We start from the raw sequence: 16,744 nt of genomic DNA on the forward strand, positions 1-16,744 counted from the left end.
GGCAACCCGGGCGGCAGGGTATTCACATTCGGGGGTCACACATATGAACCGCTCCCGTTCGTCGGCGCTCACACCCATGGCGGTTGGAAACACCCAGAAACGTTGCTTGCAGGAGGCATGCATAGGATCCCACGTATGAAGAGAGCTGTGAAGGTCGGCGTCGCCGGCTCGGGTATCGCCCTGCTCTTCCTGGGCGGAGCGGGCGTCTACGAAGTCGTGAGCAGGATGACCCACGACTTCTGGTCCGGCGACCGGTTCAGGACCGCGCGAGATTTCGACCCGACGGCGGTGTCCAGCACACCGCCGGCGAACGACAAAGCGGCGGAGTTCGTTCGCTCGTTCCTGCGGACCTGGTCACAGGACCACACCGAGGAAGCGGCACAGAGCGCCGACACCCCCGCGACCGCATCCGTGTCGCTGCGAGGCTACGCCGACGGCCTGCACCTGAAGAAGGTGTCGTTCGACCACGTACTCTCCGCCGGTCCCTCGTCGGTGACGAAGGGCGCCACAAAGGTGACCTTCGATGTCACCGCACAGGTCGCGGGCGGCACCTGGAGCTATCCGAGCGCGGTCGCCGTGCAGCAGAGCACCGACGGAGTGCTGGCCGTCCACTGGAACAATTCGGTGCTCTACCCGGGCCTGGGGGACCGGCAGTCGCTGACCGCCGGTGAACTGCCGCCGGGCGCGGTCCCGGCCAGGGCGGTGGCCTCCGACGGACACACGGACCTGTCCACGTTCCCTTCACTGCGGGACATCTCCGCGACGATCAGCAAGAACGCCAAGCCGAACGGGATCAGCACCGGCACGGGAGTGGCGATAACCGACCCCACGGGCAAAGGAGTCAAAGCGCTCAAGATCTTCACCAAGGGGAAGACCCAGCTGGTGAGGACCACCATCGACGCTTCGCTCCAGGCCGCCGCCGAGAGCGCAGTGCTGGACTCACACCTCCATGCCAAGCCCGCCGGAACCGTGGCACTCGACTGGAAGAACGGCCACATCCTGGCCGTGGCCCACTCCGGCAACGACGGCGACATCGCCATCAACGGCATCAAGTCGCCCGGATCCACCATGAAGATCATCACCTCGGCGGCTCTGATGGACCAGGCCGGTCTCACGCCGGACAGCGCCGCACCCTGCACGGACGAGTTGGCCGCCAACGGCCAGATCTTCCACAACGACCCCGGCGTGCTACCCGCCCCCGGCTCCACGCTCGCCCAGGGCTTCACGGTGTCCTGCAACACCTCCTTCATCAAGGACGGCTTCCATTACCTCGTGCACAGGGGAGACGCCTCCGCCCTGCACGACGAGGCCGTGAACGTCTTCGGCATGGGCAGCTGGTCGATCGGCGGCGGGGTGGCCACCAGCGATCCGAGCGTCCCGCCGGACGTGGTCGGCGGTGACCAGGCCGCCCAGTTCATCGGCCAGGGCAAGGTGACGGCCACACCCCTGTTCATGGCGTCGGTGGCGGCGACCGTACGCAACGCCGGCTTCGAGCAGCCGATCATCCTGCCGGAGCAGCACCAGAACAAGGCACACCAGCCCATTTCCACCCGCACCGCGGGCTATCTGCAGTCGATGATGCGTGGCGTGGCGACCGGCGGCACGGCGGCTCCGCGCCTGCGTGATCTGGCGGACGTCGGCGCGAAGACGGGAACGGCCGAGGAGGGGAAGCACACCAACGGTTGGCTCACCGCCTACAACTCGCACATCTCGGTCGCGGCCCTGGTGGAGGGCGGCAGCTCCGGTGTGGACTCGGCCGGGTACGTCGTCCGCCGCCTGCTGAGCGACGACTGACACGGGGACGGACGGTTCCGTCCACGGCATCCGGGTGCGGCTGCCGTCACCGCACGGAACGGGCTTCGTCCGGGTCCGCCGCGGCGCCGGACGGCGGTCGTGCGGATGCGGTGCGCCGTCGGGACCCATACGGTGGTCTCACACTGGCTGGTCACCGCATGCCGTGGTAAGCGCGCAGAGATACCGGGGGAGCGCGCTCCGTGTCGCTGCCGTGACCTGTTGAACAGGCGGCGGGGCGCCGGAGACCGAGGTGCCATGACTATGCGGGCGAAGCCCGGCGCGACACAGGCCGTTCCCCAGGCGGAGTTCACCCTGCGGGTCAACAACACCGAGTACCCGCTGCGCGTGGACGCACGTGTCACCCTGCTCGACGCGCTGCGCGACCGGCTGGGTCTGACCGGTACGAAGAAGGGCTGTGACCAGGGGACCTGCGGTGCCTGTACGGTCCACGTCGACGGCAAGCGAGTGCTGTCGTGTCTGACGCTCGCCGCACAGTGCGACGGCCGGGACGTGACGACCATCGAAGGTGTCGGCACCGCCGAGCAACTGCATCCGGTGCAGGAGGCGTTTCTGCGGCACGACGGCTTCCAGTGCGGTTACTGCACGCCGGGACAGATCATGTCCGCTCTCGGCCTGCTGTCCGAGGACAGAGCGGGGACGCCCGAGGACATCCGGGAGTACATGAGCGGGAACATATGCCGCTGCGGCGCCTACGAGAACATCGTGGCCGCGATCCGGGAAGCGGCCGGTGATCACGATGAGACCCTTTGAGTACGTACAGGCCCGTGAGGTGTCCGCGGCCCTGGCCGAGGCGGAGGCGCACGTCGAAGCCGACTTCCTCGCCGGTGGCACCACCGAGCTGGACCTGATGAAGGACGGCGTGCTGCGGCCCAGCCACCTCATCGACATCACCCGTCTGCCGCTGCGCGGCGTCGCGGAGCGCCAGGGCGCACTGGTCGTCGGAGCGCTGGTCACGATGGAGGAGCTGGCGGCCGAACCCACTGTCGTACGTCGCCTGCCCTTCGTCCGGGAGGCCCTGTTGCGCAGCGCCTCCGTCCAACTGCGCAACATGGCCACGATCGGCGGCAACCTGCTTCAGCGCACCCGCTGCCGATACTTCCGCGATCCGACGGTGGCGGCCTGCAACAAGCGCGAGCGCGGCACCGGGTGCGCCGCCCTCGCCGGCGCACACCGCACCCACGCGGTGCTGGGCACCAGCACGCACTGCATCGCCACGCACGCCTCCGACGTCGCGGTCGCGCTGATCGCCATGGACGCGATCGTGCACGTCACCGGCGCGCACGGCCGCCGCGAGATCCCGCTGAGCGGCTTCTACCGGACCCCGGGCGACACCCCGGACGTGGAGAACGACCTGCGCCACGGAGAGCTCGTCACTGCCGTGGAGATCCCGCTGTTGCCTGAGGGCGCCCGGTCGGACTATCTGAAGGTGCGCGACCGGACGAGCTACGAGTTCGCGCTGGCCTCCGCCGCGGTGGCCGTGGTACTCGGCGACGGCGACGTCATCCGCTGGGCCCGGGTGGGTCTGGGCGGTGTGGCGACGGTGCCCTGGCGCGCCCTGGAGGCGGAGGCCGTGCTCACCGGCAGCCGTGCGAGCGGCGAGGTGTTCGCCGGCGCCGCCAGAGCGGCCCTGGCAGGCGCCGTACCCCTGCCGCAGAACGCCTTCAAGGTGGAACTGGCCCAGCGCACGCTCGTGCGCACACTGCGTACCGTCACGGGAGTCACCTCATGACGACGATCTCACGTCCCCGGCTGCTGGGGCCCGGCATGAACCGGGTCGACGGTCCGCTCAAGGTGACCGGCTCGGCCCCGTACCCCAGCGACTTCGCCTACCCAGGCATGGCCCACGCGGCCCTCGTACGCAGCACGGTGGGCTCCGGACGGATCACCGAGATCGACACGACAGAGGCCGAGCGTGCTCCCGGAGTCGTGAGCGTGCTCACCCACCTCAACGCCGGACACCTCGACCGCGGACCGATGACACCCCTGGGTGTCTCCCCGCCCGCCCCCCTCCAGGACGACCTGATCCTGCACTACGGCCAGCAGGTCGCCGTGGTGGTCGCGGACACCTTCGAGGAGGCCACCGAGGCGGCCGGCCTCGTCCGCGTGCACTACGCCGCGCGGCCGGCCCTGCTCGAACTGGACGACCCCGGTGCCGAACTGCGCACGAACCCCTGGAAGCGGGACGCCGCCTGGGGAGACGCGGCGGGGGCGCTGGCCACCGCCGAGGTACGGGTGGACGAGACCTACCTCACGGCGGACAACACCAACAACCCGATGGGCCCTCTCACCACCGTCGCCCGCTGGGAGGGCGACACCCTCCTGATCAACAACTCGACCCAGTGGGCGTCCCTGGAGAGCACTTCTCTGGCGGTGACCTTCGGCATCCCCGAGGAGAACGTCCACGTCACGGCGCCCTACGTCGGCGGAGGATTCGGAGCCGGACTGCGGGTCTGGTCCCATGTCATCCTGGCGGCGCTGGCCGCCCGGGTGACCGGGCGCCCCGTCAAACTCGCCCTGACCCGGCCGCAGATGTTCACCGCCTGCGGCCACCGCCCCAAGGGCCGGCAGCGGATACGGCTCGGCGCGACGCGCGACGGCCGTCTCGTCGCCATCGACCACGAGGCACTGACCGCTGCCGCCATGGACGACGACAACTTCGAACCCACCGCGACCGTGTCCGCCACGTCCTACGCCTGCCCGAACGTCGCCACCCACGACACACAGGCCCGCCTCAACATCCCCGTCCCGAACTCCATGCGCGGCCCGGGAGCGTCGACGGGCAACTACGCACTGGAATGCGCGATGGACGAGCTCGCGTACAAGCTCGGCATGGACCCGCTCGAGCTGCGCCTGCGCAACGACGCCGACCCGCATCCCCCGACGGGCCTGCCCTGGTCCAGCCGCGCGCACCGGGAGTGCCTCGAACGCGGCGCCGAACTCTTCGGCTGGTCCCGGCGCACGCACGAGCCGCGCTCGATGCGCGAGGACGGGATGCTGGTCGGGTACGGGCTGGCGGCCGTCGGCTACCCGTGGTTCCGCGCCCGCTGCCTGGCACGGGTCACGATCCGCCGCGACGGCACCGCGTACGTGTGCAGCGCCGGAACGGAGATCGGCAACGGCGCGTACACCGTCTTCGTCCAGCTGTCGGCGGAACTGCTGGGCCTGGATCCCGCACAGGTCACCGTCGGGCTCGGCGACTCCACCATGCCGCTCGCTCCCCAGACGGGCGGATCCGGACTCACGAGCGCCATCGGCAGCGCGATCCACGAAGCCTGCCGGAACATCATCGGCGCCGTTGTGGACCTGGTGGCCGACGACACCGGCTCCCCGCTGCACGGCTGCACGGTCGACGACGTCGAGGCAGCCCACGGAGGCGTCCGGCGGCGCGACGACCCGTCCCGGTTCGCGTCGTACCGCGACATCCTGGCCCGGCTCCACCGGCCCGACCTCACGGCCGAGGGCGAGAGCGTCCCCGGTACGCCGCAGGACCTGGGCATGGCACTGGCCGGCGCGTTCGGCGCGAAGTACGTCGAGGTGCGGGTGGACCCGGACCTGGGCCGCATCCGGGTCGCCCAGGCCGTCTCCGTCATCGACGGCGGACGCATCCTCAACGAGAAGACCGCGCGCAGCCAGATCATCGGAGGGACCGTCGGCGGCATCGGCATGGCCCTCTTCGAGGAGACCGTGAGTGACGCCCCGGCCGGACGCATCGCCAACGCCACCCTCGGCGACTACATCGTGCCGGTCAATGCCGACATCCCCGACATGCAGGTCGAGTTCGTCGGCTCGTGGGACCGCGCCAACCCCATCGGCACCAAGGGCATCGGAGAGATCGGCCTGGTCGGCCTGGCACCCGCCATCGCCAACGGCATCTTCCACGCGACCGGACGTCGTATCCGGTCCCTGCCCATCACCATGGACCAACTGCTGTGAAGCGGTGGAAGGAAGCGGCGAATCCATGACCCCCGACGAACTGCGTGCCGCACTCATCGGAACCTGGCGCCTGGTCTCCTACGAGGCCACCGGCGTCGAGGACGGAGAAGTGGTGCGACCCTACGGTGAACACCCGCTCGGCCTGATCATGTACACCGCTGACGGATACATGTCCGCCCAGATCACCACCCCGGACCGGCCGCTGTTCGCGGAGCAGCGGCAGGAGTACGGCAGCCCAGAGGAACTGGCCGAGGCCGCCCGTCACTATTTGGCCTACACCGGCTCCTTCCGAGTGCCGGACGGAGAGACCGTCGTGCACGAGGTCGCCCTCTGCCTGTACCCGAACTGGATGGGCGACGGCCAGACCAGGGTGGCACGCCTGGACGGAAGGACGCTGCAACTGGCGCCGCCCGTGCCCCTGAGCGTCCAGGGCAAACCCCGTACGGGCGTCCTGACCTGGGAACGCGCGGAACCGCGCTGATCTTGCTCGGAAATGTCGAAGGTCCCGCCCCTGGATCACAGGGGCGGGACCGGCAGAGCAGACGAGGTCTGCCCCGGCAGGTGACGCCTCGCGGACGCCGACTCGTCACGGCGGGACACAGTTAGCCGGTCGGCATCAGCGTTGCGCAGATACTTGCACGGTGCAGCATAGTGGGCGTTTCGGACTCACTCGGCAGCGGGGTCATATACGTATCTGGCTCCGGTCGTCGAACACACGGCAACGGCTCAGCCGTCGTGGGCAAGCTCCCACATCATCATGATCGACGATACGGGCATCGCCGGTTCCGGACCCGAGACGGTACCGGAACCGGCTGTGCGCCGATCGCCTATCGCCGACGTCGTCCCACCAGGACGATGCCACCGATCACGATGGCCGCGACGACGAACGCGGTGACGGCGTACACCCCCACCGGGGGAATGCGTTGCTCGGTGATGGCCATGATGAGGGGTTGGGTGCGCACAGTGTTCCTCTTCGCGTAGTCGTCCGTCACCGCAGCGCGGAATCCCTGGTCTGCCGGTGGCGATCCCGCGCGGTGGTCTTCGTAATGACCTGGTCGCGACGGAGGCCGGGTTCCCGTGACGGCGATCACAGTGCTCAACATGGTCGGCCCATTTCCTGCGCAACGACCTCAAGTGACACCGCACCGGCTACCGGACCGGCGGTGGCATGCCCCGCCCAACTCGAACGCGGCAGCAGCGGCAACAGCCGCCCGATGCCCCCCGGTTTCCGACTCGCCGCGGCCCGAGCAGCGCGTAGCGCCCGCGGCCCGGACGGCATCTGCCGTCCGGGCCGCGCGCGCGACAACTCTCCGAAGCAGAGCTTCGCTCCGGTCACTGAGTTTTACGTGTCACACCTTGCCGCCGGAAGGCACCTGGCCGATCTTGTCGGCCACCCCCCGGTCGAGCACCGCGGAGATACCGGTGAGCTGACCCGCCTTGCCCGCCTTGCTGTCCTTGACCAGGTAGCTGCGCTCACCGAGATAGGTGTGCGTGGTCTTGGCGAAGATGTACTCGGTACGTTCGTTGAGGGACTCGAACGCCAGGGCGTCGCCGTGCCGGCCCGCGGCGTCGACGGCGCCGTGCACGACCTCCACGCCGGGGATCTTCCCGGCGGCCAGCCAGATGGCAGCCTCCACCTTCGGCGGGACGATCGCCTCGCCGATCGTCTCGCCGACCCAGTCGAAGGCCGCGGCGTCACGGCCGGGAGCACGACCCTCGGTGATGGCGTAGATCTTCTTCAGCAGGGCGTTGGGGTCGGTGGGCAGCGCGGCCACCTGCGCGTACGTCGTGTTGCCGGCACCCGGGGTCGTCGGCGCGCCACCGTCGATGCTGACCTGTGCACTGCCACCGCCGAGGTTCTCGTCCTCGCCGCCTTCGCGGATCAGCCCGGGGCGGGTGGGGTCCTCCGGCAGCCAGACCTGGCGCTCGTGCACGGCGTCCAGCTTGATCGGGCCGTCCATGGTGCGCTCATGGATCTGACGGCTGAAGCCGACCTCGCTCTTGACGTAGACGTACTGGTCGGCCCGGATCGTCAGCGGCTTGCTCTCGCCGGTGGCGACGGCGACCTGCTGCATCAGCTCGGCGGTCCCCTGGGCCGAGGCGGGCAGCACCTTCACCACGGGGGAGAGGGCGACGGACGGCGCGGCAGGGGTGGTGGAGCCGGTGACGTTCAGTACCACGGCGGTCGCCACGGCGGCGACGGCCACCGGTATGGCCACCAGGCGCCAGCGCGGGCGGCGGGGGGCAACGGCCACGGGAGCCGCTTCGGTACGAGTGATCTCACGCATCAGGTGTTCCTCGAGGAGTGCCGTACGGGCGGAGGAGAGGCCGTGCGTCGCGGTGGCCGGAAACTGATCCGCCATGGCCTGGCGTTCGGTCTCTTCACCTCGCTGCGAGAAGGCGTTCATCGGACTGTCTCCTGTTTCGACCGGACCGCGGTAGCGCGGTCACCCCGTATCTGTTCGCGAAGAGCGGGCGGTTCCATGGACTTTCTCTGCTTCTTCAGTTCCTCCTCGGTGAGCTGGTGCAGCCGCTTGCGGGCGCGGGCCAGCCTGGAGCGGACGGTGCCCACGGCGACGCCGAGCGCGTCGGCCGCCTCGGCGTAGCTGAGGTCGGACCACACACAGAGCAGGAAGACGTCCCGCTCGTTCTTGCGCAGCCGGGTGACGGCGGCCTTGACGGCGGTGAGTCTGTGGTCGGCGTCCAGGCGCTCGGCGACCTCGTCGGAGAAGTCGGGGACGGTGTCGAGTGCGGGCATGCGTTCCATGGCGTCCTTGTGACGGCGCGCGGCACGGCCACGATTGCGCAGCAGGTTCGTCGCGATGCCGTACACCCATGGGCGCACACTGTCGTCATTGGGGTCCAGCTTCTCCCGCAGCCGCCACACCTCGAGGAACGTCAGTGACACGATTTCCTCGGCGGTCGACCAGTCACCGGTGGCGCGCATGGCATGACGGTGCACCGCTTGGGCGAGTTCCTGGAACAGTTCCCGGAACGCCTCCGGGTCGCCTGCCCGGAGCCGGGATCGTAGAGATACGTTCACGCAATGACCTGTTCGGAGAGGGTGCCCTGGTTCCCGTGAGCCGTGTCACATCTGGGGGCGGCCGAGCGGCAGGGCGAGGACCACGGTGTCGGTCCCGACCCGTCGCGCTCCTCGAGTCGTCCAAGGGTGCCACGAGGCAATGAACCCATAGCGAAAGAAATAGGGTGATCTGCGCCGCAGCGGTCACGTTTCCCTCGTGGCCACGCGCATACTTCGCCTCCTGGGCGCATACGCCCGTCCGCAACGGGTTTCGCCGCTCGGTGGGCAGAGAGGTGTCCGGCACTGTGCGGGGAAACCCATGGCCGTCAGGGCGACGGCAAGTCGGGGCGGACGGGGCAGCCCGACGGCGGCTCCGGACCACCCGGCCGATCGTGGTGGCGTCCTGCCGATGCCGCATCGGTATCGGCAGGGCACCTGGCCCAGGTGCCGCTCGCGCGCCGCTGTCACCCGGGGAAACGGCTTGTTCGGCCGTCGAGGTCAGCCGGCGGCGACGAACTGCGGCGCGGAGGTGGCCGCGGCGGTCGTCCTGTCACCCGAGTAGGACCAGCGCCAGTAACCGTCCTCCTCCGGCTTCACGGACGCCTGGAGGGAACCCGTGGATGCGGACCTCACCGTCCGCACCGTGGTGAAGTGCCTGCTGCTCTCCCGTCGGAACTGCAGCCGCGCGGTGACGCCCGCGTATCCGGCGCTCTGTCCGGTCTCCCAGTCCGCGCGATCGAGTGTCCCCGTCACCAGGACGCCGCCGTCCTTGACCTGCTCCTTCGCCGTCCGGAGCGACAGGGAGGACTCCCTCCGGACCTTGACGTTCGCATAGCGGTTGGCGTCGGTGACCTCATGGGACGTGGACGCGCTCATCGCGTGGACGTCCACATGCCACGTGCCCGCGTAGGAGTTGGCCCAGTCGTGGTAGGAGACTTCCAGGACTTCGGTGCACGTGGTCGTGGTGGCGTTCACCTTGACGCAGTCACTGTCCGACGGAAGCAGATACGCGTCGGCGGCGTCGAAGCTCTTGCCGTGCCAGAGTGCGACACCGAGGGTTTCGATGCCGGCCCTGGCCTGTGCGGTCACCGTGACGGGGATCTGGTGCGGCTGCGTGGGATCGCCGAGGACGACGTTCTTGCCTTCGTTGACGACGACGTCCTCGATCCGAGGCGTGTTCGGTACGGAGCCGACAGCCGGGGCCGCCTGAGCGGCGGTGGGTAGAACGAACGCCGACAGCGCGGCCGCGCCTGACACGGCGGCCATCGCGAATTTCCTGTGCATCGGTTTCTCCTCAACGGGTACGTCATCCAAGTGGCCCGTGCGTCAGTCGCGCTGCCGTGAGCGGCGAAGGGTCAGGCCTGGCGGCGGTCGATGCCGACGTTCCCGGCGTGAGCCGTCACGACAGAGCTGATCCGTGCGCCCTGCTCAACGGCGTTGATGCGAGGCCGACTCGGGCCCTCCTGTTAGGACGACGAGACTCCTCCTGGTTCCGGATCATGAAATCTCGTGAAAGTGCCTCAGATCACGTTGAGGTGGAATTCCCGATACCGCACGAAAGGGCTCTTGCGCAGGCCGCTGACGAGGGCCGTGGGCAGTGGCCGAAGTGCGTGCGCGCACAGTCGGTTTGACCTCGGCCCGGCGCTCGTCGGCGTCTACCCGAGAGCCGACCCGGTCTGCCACTGCTGCCAGGTCATGTTCCAGCCGTTGAGGCCGTTGTCGGGGGCGATCGTGTGGTCGTGGGAGTGCTCGACGACGACCACGTCGCCGATGAGGGAGTTGTCGTAGAACCAGGCCGCGTCCTGGCCCGGGTCGCCGCCGCCGCGGACGTCGTCCAGGCCGACACAGCCGTGACTCACGTTGGAATGCCCGAAGACGGAGTGCGGCGCCCAGTAGTTGCCGTGGATGAAGGTGCCGGAGGTGGACAGACGCATCGCGTGCGGCACGTCGGGTATGTCGTATTCCCCCTTGTATCCCACCGTGGCACCGTCCATCCGCGTGGAGATGAGCTTCTCGGAGATCACCATCTGCCCGTTGTACGTGGTGCGGCCCGGCGCACCGGAGGTGATCGGGACCGTGCGGACCGTCCGGCCGTCACGGACGACGCGCATGGTGTGCGCGGCGGCGTCGACGGTGGAGACCTGCCGGCGGCCGATGGTGAAGCGGACCGTCTTGTCCTGGGTGCCGTACGCGTCCGCGCCGCCCTTCACGCCGTTCAGACGCAGGCTCAGGGTGACCCGCGTGTGCGCCTTCCAGTACGTCTGCGGGCGCAGGTCCAGGCGCTGGTCGCCGAACCAGTGGCCCACGACCTGCTGACCGCTGTCGTCGGTGACACGTATGCCGCGTTCGACGGCCTTCTTGTCGTCGACCGGTTTGTTGAAGGTCACCGACACGGGCATGCCGACTCCGACGGTCGACCCGTCCTCGGGCGTGAACATACCGATCAGGCGCTCGTCCTTCGCGAGCGTGGTGAAGGACAGGCGCCGCGTCCGGGGCCGGCCCGCTTCGTCCGAGGCACGGACGACCAGACGGTACGAGGTGCCGTAGGCCAGACCGGCATCCGGGGACCAGCGACGGTGATCGGCGGCCACGGTCCCTCGTACGGCTTGCCCTTGCGTGGTGGTGAGGGCGACCGACGAGATCTTCCCGCCGGAGACCTCGACATCGGCCGCGCCGCCGACGGACGCGTGGCGCTCGCCGTCGGCAGCACCCGTGGTGAGCCGGAAGGCGGTCGCGGCCTGCTGCTCGGACGACGATGTCCTGGACGGCGCTGTCTCTCGCGCGGAGGACGCGGTACCGGAGTGCGGGCCCGCGCAGGCGCTGAGGACCGACGCCATGACTGCGGCGAGTGCGATCACGGTGAGGCGGGAAGGGGAGGGCACGCTTGCTCCTGGGGACCGGGGGACTGTCATCGGGCGAGAGAGGCTGCGTCGCCCATGACGACGACGGGGTGGTCGGCGGGATCGAGCGTGCGCAGCAACTGCTTCATATGTGTCTTGGAGAGGCTGACGCAGGCGTGCGTGGGGCCGCCGTGGTCGACGTGGATCCATATGCCCCCGCCGCGGTTCGCGCCCATCGGGTGGGTGCCGTCCAGCGGTGACGTACCGGGCTGCCGGTTGTAGTTGATGGCGATGACGTAGTCGAACGCGCCGCTGAGTGGTTCGCCCTCGATGCCGCTGCCGCTGACCGAGAAGGCACCGGACTGGTGGTAGGGCAGCTTGCCGCCGGGGTCGCCGAGGCGGCCGCCCGCGTCGGTGAGACCGAACACCCCTATGGGGCTGTGCAGATCGCCCGCGTAGTGCTCGTCGGTCCAGCCCTTGTAGCCGTTGTGCGCGGCCCACACGGTCCCGGGGCGCCAGCCGCCGTCGACACGCTGCCAGAGCACGGCCTTCGAGGACGCGGAGTTCTTCCCGGCTCCCGTGACGAGGAGGACCTGCCGGGTGTCGTCCGGGATGTGCGCCGACGTCCTGGGACCGAGCCCCGGCAGTTGGACGGGGAACTCCGGCCGCGACTGAACCGTCGCCCGTGGTGTGGCAGGGGTCGGCACCGGCGGTGCGGTCGCGGCCCGGGCGGCTTCCTGGACGACCGAGGCCTTGCCGGAGACCGGGGTGGGCATGTCCTCGGGGATGTAGTGATAGGCGGCGACGCCCAGTGCGGAGACGATGACCGCCGCGGTCGCCGAGAGGGAGGCCCTGTGGAGGCGCATGGGAGCAGGCTTTCTCAAGAGGACGGGAGAACTTGGGGCCGGCCCGGGGCTGCGGAGGAGGTTCCGCTGCGGGGCAACCGGACGGACCCCGGCAGGGTTTGCCGGGACGGGACGCGGGGGGCCGTGCCGAGATCACCCGGGGGGAACCGCCCGGGGCATGGCTGTCTCCCGGAGATCTGCCGTGTCGCATCAGCGGCGGATCGCCGGGGCAAGTGTGACGTGGCGGGGGGAGAGACCGACCTGCCGCGCGTGCTCCTTGCCCGGCAGGTCGGCTCCGCTCCGGATCAGCGGTGGGCTCAGCTGCGGGCGTTCTTCGGCACGGTGATCTGCTGCTCGCCCCAGCCCATCCGGGTGGTCGCCGCGTAGCCGACCGTCATGCCCGCCTTGAGACCCGCGGTCCTGGCCCTGGTCGAGGGTTCGACCAGCAGGGTCTGGTCGCTGAGCATCGCGCCGGTGGACGGGTCGACGACCAGTCGCTCCCGCGTGGTCCCCAGCGGCGTCGGGTAGGCAGTGGGGAACTCGACTCCGACACCCTCGCGGCCCAGCGGGTCGGTGACGTGCCCGACCACCCGGACGCCGGGCAGATCGGCCATCACGCGGTACGCCGCCGCACGGACGCCGGGCTTCACGGGCATCGTGATGAGGTTGCCTGCCTGGCGCAGCATCCATTCACTGCGGCCCGACGTACCGCTGTCGGCGTTGTTGTCCTGCGCGTACAGCGCCTCCAGGTAGCGGCGCAGTCCGTCGCTGGTGGAGGGCAGTGCGCGCAGGTCGTTGTAGGAGACGTTGTTCGGGCCGACGGAGTAGATCTTGTCGTCGACGCTCGTCTGCATGACCATCGGCCGCCCGGCTCCGATGGTGTAGGCGATCTTGGCGTTCCCGGACCCGTTCTTGATCTCGGCCACGACCGTGTGGGGCGAACCCGCGGCCTTCCAGCGTTCCTTGTCCGTCGCCGTCCTGGGCTCGGTCGCGGAATTCTCTCCGGAGACCATCAGGCTCTTCGTTCCGGGCCGCACTCCCACCGACCAGTTGTCGGTCCCCGTGTTGCTCACGGCGATGAGCTGCCCGTTGGCTTCGGCGGCATCCAGGTGCTGCGACCGCGTGATGGTCTGCCAGTACGTTCCCTCGGCGGGCGAGGATTCCGCGTTCCTGGCCGCACTGAGCAGTTCGATGTGGCCGTCGACGCGGATGTCCGCCCCGGAGCCGGGCTTCTGCGCCGGGACGGAGGACTGCGTCTGCGCGGTCGGCCGATCGGCCGGTCCCTGCCGGCCGATCGTGCCCACGGCCGCCACCACGGACGCCGCGACGGCCACGAGGGCCACCGCCCCCAGAGGGCGGAAACCGCTTCTGTGGCGCGGTGCGACGAGGCGCGCCGCGCGGCCGTCCGCCGGCTCGGTGACGATGCGCGCGAAGTCCTGCTGCCGCCGTGACGGGTCCACCAGCAGGGACGGATCCAGTGCGTCCGGCCGTGCGTCCGCGAGCACCTTCATGACGTCGGGCCGCTCGGACCGCTTGTTGGTCTTCTTCATGCAGGGGCTCCTTGGTGGTGGGTGGGAAATGGTGCGGTCTCCGGGGAAGCCGCCGACGCCGCCTCTGACGCCTGTGCGGTCTCCAGGGCCTTCTCCAGACGGCGGCGGGCCCGGTACAGCCGGACGGTCAGCGTCGCGGTGGTGCAGTCCAGAACCTGGGCGGCCGCCTTGGCGGTCAGGCCGTGCCAGGCGATCAGCGTCAGCAGTTCCCGGTCGGCCTCCGGCAGGCTCGCGAGGGCCTGCAGCGCGATGTGCCGGTCGGTGACCACTGCCGCGACATCACCGACGTGGTTCTCGGCGCCGCTGCCGATGCGCTGTGCTTCCTCGGCGGCGAGGAGGTACTGGAGCGCGTCCCGGCGGCGCAGTTCGCGCACCAGGTTGCGGGCCACGCCGAGAAGCCAGGGCAGTGCCGGGTGGGGAACGTCGCGCATCCGCCGCCAGGCGACGGTGAACGTCTCGCTGGTGATGTCCTCTCCCACCTCACGTCCCACCAGGCTCGTCGCATAGGCAAGGACGCGTGGGTAGCACTCCTCGTAGACACCTCGAAAGCGCTCAGCAGGTGTCACGCGCCCTCCTTTCAACTCGGCTCTCTCACCGAGCAATGCGTGTGGCGGCCCGTTTCTTACACGCAGGAGCCGACAAACCTGCCGCTGTGATCGACGTCACGCCGGAGAGAAACCCGATGCCATGTCCAGCAGAGGACCACGCCCTTGCGGTCTTGCCTTCGGGGACTTCGCCCCCGCCGACGCGATGCGATATCCGTATGGAGGATGAGCGTCACGCGACAGGGTCGCCGTCGTGAGCATGAACCTCGATGAGCGGGTCAGATCGGCGGTGGCGGCGCTGCTGCACGCCACCGGCGAATCGCAGACCAAGCTCGCCGACGTCCTCGGCGTGACCCAGGCCCAGGTCAGCCGACGCCAGTCCGGCACCGCCGCCTGGAGCCTGAGCGACTGCGAAGCGGTCGCCGCGCACTACGGCATCGACCCACTCGACCTCCTCGCGGGACCCACCCGGGCCGCCGAGGCACTGCCCGCCGCACGCCGCCGCACGCCCGGCCGCACCCGTCGGCCGCCGCCTGAAGACCGCCGATACCCCGGACCTGATCGGCTCCGCCGTCGCGGCCGCCCTCACCGAGCACTCCGGAGACCTGGAGGCGGCGACCAGCACCCTGGTGAAGAAGGCGATCCCGGACGCGATGGCACTCCTGGACCACAGCCGCAAGGGCGGCCGATACGAGGTGGTTCGCGCACCCCTGGCTCCCCGACGTCCTGCGCAAACAGTCCTCCCGCGGCGCCGACCAGATCTGGGAAGCCCGTCCCAAGTGGACCAGGCCCGAACTCCCGCCCGGCGAGCACGAGAATCACCGCACTCGACGTCAACGGCGCCTACCTCAGTACCCTCAAGACCCACCTACACCTCGGCCAGCTGGAACACTTCACCGGCGACCAGCACGACCGCCGCCGCTCCGGCGTCCACCTCATCACTCCGCCCGACTGGGACCACGACGCCCACCTGCCCAACCCGATCGGCAGCCGCGACGAGCCGGGACCGCTGTGGGTCACCGAACCCACCCTGCGTCTGCTGCTGCGCGTGTCCTCCGCCAAGTACGGGCTGTGCGACCCGCCGCAGATCCACGAGTCATGGACGTCGGGCGCGACGGAGGGCCTCCTGGAGAAGTTCCGCGTCGTCCTGAAGAACGCCCGGGACCGGGCGATCACCGAGGACGACGAGGTGACCCTCGAATACGTCAAGGCCATGTACTCCAAATTCGTCTCCACGCTGGGGGAGTCCAACTACAACCGGGAGCTGTACCGCACCGACTGGATGCACCTGATCCGCTCCCAGGCCTTCGCGAACCTGTGGTGGAAGGCCCACCGCGCCTACGACGAGGGACTCATGGTCGTACGCGCCATGGGCACCGACGAACTGCATGTCACCGGCGACTGGCGCGCGGTGTTCCCCGAGGGTCGAGGCGTCGCCGAAGTGAAGGTCAAGGACGTGTACACCGTGGGCACCGGTCCTGCGGACGACGGCATGTGAACCCCTGTACGCTCATGAACACCCGTCACCCGGCCGCGCAGCGAGGAGTGGAGCATGCCGGAGAGGAACATCGACTTCGGCAAGTTTGGAGCCCGCGGCGTCAAGGGATTCGAGGCCGTTGCCCGCCAGCTCGACGCCCTCGCCGGCTTCGTCGCCACTCCGATCACCCAGAGCCGTGGTCTCCTTGCCCGGCTGCACTATCTGACCCGCAGCGACCGCGCTCGCCAGGCGGCCCGCGAGGCCGGGCTCACGGTCACCGACCGCACGCTCAAGGCGTGGCTGGACGGCAGGCGCAGTCCGTCCAGGCGGAACCTCCAAGCCATCGAGACCGCCTACCGAACGGTCCGCCGCCACAACGTGGCCCGCTATCTGACCGCCCGCCTCAACCGCGAAGGCCGCAGCACCCGCGTGGAGTTCCACCCCCTCAACCAGTCTCAGGTCACCCGCCCCCATCAGCGCGTCGTCTCGTTCCGCACCCTCAACGTGCGCCGCTGGGACCGGATTGTCGACGCCTGGGCCAACGACGACAGTGACGCCCTGGACGACGCCTGGATCAACGACGCGACCGTGGACCTGGGCTCTGAATGGGGCCAGTACGAGTACGTCACCAACATCGGCTTCGCCGCCTGATCACCCCTGCCGGACCGTGCCGGGCGGTCCGTCCTCTTCGGCATTCCCTGTTCCGCGCCGACCCGG

Annotated in this window: 14 protein-coding genes and 2 pseudogenes; 8 read left to right on the top strand and 8 right to left on the bottom strand. The window is 69.5% G+C overall.

What is annotated here, in order from left to right:
- The first annotated feature begins 135 nt into the window (after nucleotides 1-135).
- From ACZ7OO_RS36965 to ACZ7OO_RS36985, 5 genes are all read left to right on the top strand, one after another.
- On the top strand, nucleotides 136-1,794 hold the full coding sequence (locus ACZ7OO_RS36965; protein ID WP_471511840.1) for a penicillin-binding transpeptidase domain-containing protein: 1,659 nt from the start codon (nucleotides 136-138) through the stop codon (nucleotides 1,792-1,794).
- Between the two features lie 255 nt (nucleotides 1,795-2,049).
- Nucleotides 2,050-2,565: a (2Fe-2S)-binding protein gene (locus ACZ7OO_RS36970; RefSeq protein ID WP_471511842.1), complete on the top strand. Its 516-nt coding sequence runs from the start codon at nucleotides 2,050-2,052 to the stop codon at nucleotides 2,563-2,565.
- A complete protein-coding gene (locus tag ACZ7OO_RS36975) occupies nucleotides 2,552-3,544 on the top strand; it encodes an FAD binding domain-containing protein (RefSeq protein WP_471511844.1) in 993 nt (330 codons plus the stop codon). The genes ACZ7OO_RS36970 and ACZ7OO_RS36975 overlap by 14 nt, the downstream gene beginning before the upstream one ends.
- Nucleotides 3,541-5,748, top strand: a complete 2,208-nt coding sequence (locus ACZ7OO_RS36980) for a xanthine dehydrogenase family protein molybdopterin-binding subunit (RefSeq protein WP_471511846.1) — start codon at nucleotides 3,541-3,543, stop codon at nucleotides 5,746-5,748. Before ACZ7OO_RS36975 ends, ACZ7OO_RS36980 begins: the two co-directional genes overlap by 4 nt.
- A gap of 25 nt (nucleotides 5,749-5,773) precedes the next feature.
- The gene (locus tag ACZ7OO_RS36985; protein ID WP_471511848.1) at nucleotides 5,774-6,229 is read left to right on the top strand and encodes a lipocalin-like domain-containing protein; all 456 of its coding nucleotides are present in this window, start codon (nucleotides 5,774-5,776) and stop codon (nucleotides 6,227-6,229) included.
- Nucleotides 6,230-6,575: 346 nt separating this feature from the next.
- Here the strand turns inward: ACZ7OO_RS36985 and ACZ7OO_RS36990 are convergent, their stop codons facing one another.
- The 8 genes from ACZ7OO_RS36990 to ACZ7OO_RS37025 form a co-directional block, all read right to left on the bottom strand.
- Nucleotides 6,576-6,710, bottom strand: coding sequence for a hypothetical protein (locus tag ACZ7OO_RS36990; protein ID WP_471511850.1), 135 nt, complete (start codon nucleotides 6,708-6,710; stop codon nucleotides 6,576-6,578).
- Between the two features lie 387 nt (nucleotides 6,711-7,097).
- Complete coding sequence (locus tag ACZ7OO_RS36995; RefSeq protein ID WP_471511852.1) at nucleotides 7,098-8,156, bottom strand: CU044_5270 family protein; 1,059 nt, start codon at nucleotides 8,154-8,156, stop codon at nucleotides 7,098-7,100.
- Nucleotides 8,153-8,791, bottom strand: coding sequence for an RNA polymerase sigma factor (locus ACZ7OO_RS37000; protein ID WP_471511854.1), 639 nt, complete (start codon nucleotides 8,789-8,791; stop codon nucleotides 8,153-8,155). The genes ACZ7OO_RS36995 and ACZ7OO_RS37000 overlap by 4 nt, the downstream gene beginning before the upstream one ends.
- A gap of 477 nt (nucleotides 8,792-9,268) precedes the next feature.
- Nucleotides 9,269-10,054: a DUF5707 domain-containing protein gene (locus ACZ7OO_RS37005; protein ID WP_471511856.1), complete on the bottom strand. Its 786-nt coding sequence runs from the start codon at nucleotides 10,052-10,054 to the stop codon at nucleotides 9,269-9,271.
- Nucleotides 10,055-10,425: 371 nt separating this feature from the next.
- Complete coding sequence (locus tag ACZ7OO_RS37010) at nucleotides 10,426-11,682, bottom strand: L,D-transpeptidase (protein WP_471511858.1); 1,257 nt, start codon at nucleotides 11,680-11,682, stop codon at nucleotides 10,426-10,428.
- Entirely contained in the window at nucleotides 11,679-12,476 is a 798-nt protein-coding gene (locus tag ACZ7OO_RS37015; RefSeq protein ID WP_471511860.1) for a L,D-transpeptidase family protein, read from the bottom strand. The genes ACZ7OO_RS37010 and ACZ7OO_RS37015 overlap by 4 nt, the downstream gene beginning before the upstream one ends.
- 296 nt (nucleotides 12,477-12,772) lie before the next feature.
- Nucleotides 12,773-14,005 (bottom strand): CU044_5270 family protein, encoded by a 1,233-nt coding sequence (locus ACZ7OO_RS37020; protein WP_471511862.1) that lies wholly within the window; start codon nucleotides 14,003-14,005, stop codon nucleotides 12,773-12,775.
- The gene (locus ACZ7OO_RS37025; RefSeq protein ID WP_471511864.1) at nucleotides 14,002-14,571 is read right to left on the bottom strand and encodes an RNA polymerase sigma factor; all 570 of its coding nucleotides are present in this window, start codon (nucleotides 14,569-14,571) and stop codon (nucleotides 14,002-14,004) included. Before ACZ7OO_RS37025 ends, ACZ7OO_RS37020 begins: the two co-directional genes overlap by 4 nt.
- Before the next feature lie 232 nt (nucleotides 14,572-14,803).
- Between ACZ7OO_RS37025 and ACZ7OO_RS37030 the strand changes: the two are divergent.
- The 3 genes and pseudogenes from ACZ7OO_RS37030 to ACZ7OO_RS37040 all read left to right on the top strand — a co-directional run.
- A pseudogene (locus tag ACZ7OO_RS37030) lies at nucleotides 14,804-15,082 on the top strand (helix-turn-helix domain-containing protein); the annotation flags it as partial.
- Nucleotides 15,015-16,048 (top strand): annotated as a pseudogene (locus ACZ7OO_RS37035) (transcriptional regulator); the annotation flags it as partial. The pseudogenes ACZ7OO_RS37030 and ACZ7OO_RS37035, both read left to right, overlap by 68 nt.
- Nucleotides 16,049-16,102: 54 nt before the next feature.
- Nucleotides 16,103-16,678, top strand: a complete 576-nt coding sequence (locus tag ACZ7OO_RS37040) for a transcriptional regulator (RefSeq protein WP_471511866.1) — start codon at nucleotides 16,103-16,105, stop codon at nucleotides 16,676-16,678.
- The last annotated feature ends 66 nt before the right edge of the window (nucleotides 16,679-16,744 follow it).

The organism is Streptomyces sp. NPDC111744, assembly GCF_055634995.1.